We start from the raw sequence: 1731 nt of genomic DNA on the forward strand, positions 1-1731 counted from the left end.
CGCATTATTATTAAGCCGTGGAAAGATGTTCGCTCAATTCCACAAAATAGCACGTTTCATATGTGGTGCGGTGAAATAAGTCGTTATTTAAATAAGAATAACGCTAAATTAACGCCGGAGGATGTTAAAGAAGCGTTGAAACATACATTCTTGGGTTATGAAGCAATAGATATTATTGACTTAAATACGCAGTCGCCGGAGCGCGTGAGGATGCTTAGAAAGACATCTAAATTAGATACGGGAGAGATGTTTCATTTTATGACGCAAGTTGAAAAGTGGGCGCTTGATATTGGGTGTTTAGTGACTATTCCAAATAACTCGCAATATATGAAATTAAAACAGGAGCAAGATAAATGATAGCAGACAACAAACATTGGTGTGATTTCTGCGGTAAATCGCAAGATGAAGCAAATGTAATGGTCTCAGGAATGAATAACAGTGATATTTGCGATAGTTGCGTTCTTCGCTGTGTTGGGACGTTAATATTGAAAGATGGAAATAAATTAAATGAGTCAGAAAACATCACAGACTCAGCGAGTCATCAATAATCTGATATACAAAGTCCCATCAAACAGAAAATCAAAGCCAGTTTCTACAGAGTCAGAAGTTGAAACGTTTGATTACGTTTATCAGCTATTACGTGCAAAGTGGGATAGACGGAGAAATAGAAATGAAAAAACTTCGAATAAGAAAATGCAATGAGTGCTGTAAAGAATATCAGCCCGTTCGACAATTTCAAAATACATGTTCAATTGAATGTGCAGCAGCTAAAGGCGGGAAAGACAGAAAAAAGAAACAGGAATTAGCAGAGCGGGAACTTAAAAAGAAACAGCAACAAGAATTAGCAGAGAAGAAAGATAAACTTAAAGCCCGTCGATTAGCAGTCAAGCCACTTTCATATTTCAAAAGTCAGGCACAACAAGCGTTTAATGCATTTATCAGAGAAAGAGATAGAGACCTTCCATGTATTAGTTGTGAGAGATTTCATGAGGGGCAATATCAGGCAGGGCATTATCTAACAATTAAGGCTCATCCGGAGCTGAGATTTGATGAAGATAATGTTCATAAACAATGTGCTCCATGCAATAACCATTTGTCAGGAAATATCATTAACTATAAACCTAGGTTGATTGAGAAAATAGGGCAAGAGCGATTCGACAGATTGATGTCTCATCATGCTTTGCAGAAATTGAAACGTGATGATTACGAGCAGATCCGGGATTATTACAAAGATAAACTCAGGAGCTTAAGCAATGACAATCTTCACTGATATTGAGTCAGCAATAGAAGAAGCCCGGTTTTTGCGACATGAAACAAAACATCATCATGTTGTTACTCAGAAACGGAATGGAACTCTCACAGTTCGGCAGGAAGTCGGAATAAATAAAGAGAGTCGTCTACGTAAAGTATATAGCACTCGTTACGATTGTCGCATAGCAACAGTATTACCGAATTGCAAAAAATAGCCGGAGTAAACATATGCGTGATATTCAACAGGTTTTAGAACGTTGGGGTGCGTGGGCTGGCGAGGGAAACAGTGACGTTGATTGGTCGCCGATCGCTGCCGGGTTTAAAGGGCTAATTCCCAGCACGCGAAAGACTCGTGCTCAGTGTTGTGATGATGATGGAGTTGCTATTGATGCCGCAATTACTCGATTGAGAAAATATAATCCTTATTACTTCCAGCTAATCATCATGCACTATGTTAAGACATTTACTCTCAGGGCTATG

The 1731-nt window shown here is 38.8% G+C and carries 6 protein-coding genes; all 6 read left to right on the forward strand.

The window, feature by feature from the left end:
* Positions 1 to 357: hypothetical protein (locus tag ACGF7G_RS22205; protein WP_387468362.1), on the forward strand; the 357-nt coding region annotated here is incomplete at its 5' end.
* Entirely contained in the window at positions 354 to 548 is a 195-nt protein-coding gene (locus ACGF7G_RS22210) for a ClpX C4-type zinc finger protein (RefSeq protein WP_133815838.1), read from the forward strand. The genes ACGF7G_RS22205 and ACGF7G_RS22210, both read left to right, overlap by 4 nt.
* Positions 508 to 702: a NinE family protein gene (locus tag ACGF7G_RS22215; RefSeq protein WP_387468444.1), complete on the forward strand. Its 195-nt coding sequence runs from the start codon at positions 508 to 510 to the stop codon at positions 700 to 702. Before ACGF7G_RS22210 ends, ACGF7G_RS22215 begins: the two co-directional genes overlap by 41 nt.
* On the forward strand, positions 671 to 1270 hold the full coding sequence (locus ACGF7G_RS22220) for a recombination protein NinG (protein WP_387468445.1): 600 nt from the start codon (positions 671 to 673) through the stop codon (positions 1268 to 1270). The genes ACGF7G_RS22215 and ACGF7G_RS22220 overlap by 32 nt, the downstream gene beginning before the upstream one ends.
* Positions 1254 to 1466 (forward strand): hypothetical protein, encoded by a 213-nt coding sequence (locus tag ACGF7G_RS22225; RefSeq protein ID WP_387468447.1) that lies wholly within the window; start codon positions 1254 to 1256, stop codon positions 1464 to 1466. Before ACGF7G_RS22220 ends, ACGF7G_RS22225 begins: the two co-directional genes overlap by 17 nt.
* Positions 1467 to 1479: 13 nt before the next feature.
* Positions 1480 to 1731 (forward strand): antiterminator Q family protein (locus ACGF7G_RS22230; protein WP_387468448.1); only part of this gene is annotated, 252 nt, incomplete at its 3' end.

Origin of the sequence: Photorhabdus sp. RM323S (assembly GCF_042879375.1) — a bacterium.
Taxonomy (GTDB): domain Bacteria; phylum Pseudomonadota; class Gammaproteobacteria; order Enterobacterales; family Enterobacteriaceae; genus Photorhabdus; species Photorhabdus tasmaniensis.

Bases quoted from the DNA above. Each gene is read 5' to 3' on its own strand.
- ACGF7G_RS22210 (WP_133815838.1), top strand. From the start codon at position 354: ATGATAGCAGACAACAAACATTGGTGTGATTTCTGCGGTAAATCGCAA.
- ACGF7G_RS22215 (WP_387468444.1), top strand. From the start codon at position 508: ATGAGTCAGAAAACATCACAGACTCAGCGAGTCATCAATAATCTGATA.
- ACGF7G_RS22220 (WP_387468445.1), top strand. From the start codon at position 671: ATGAAAAAACTTCGAATAAGAAAATGCAATGAGTGCTGTAAAGAATAT.
- ACGF7G_RS22225 (WP_387468447.1), top strand. From the start codon at position 1,254: ATGACAATCTTCACTGATATTGAGTCAGCAATAGAAGAAGCCCGGTTT.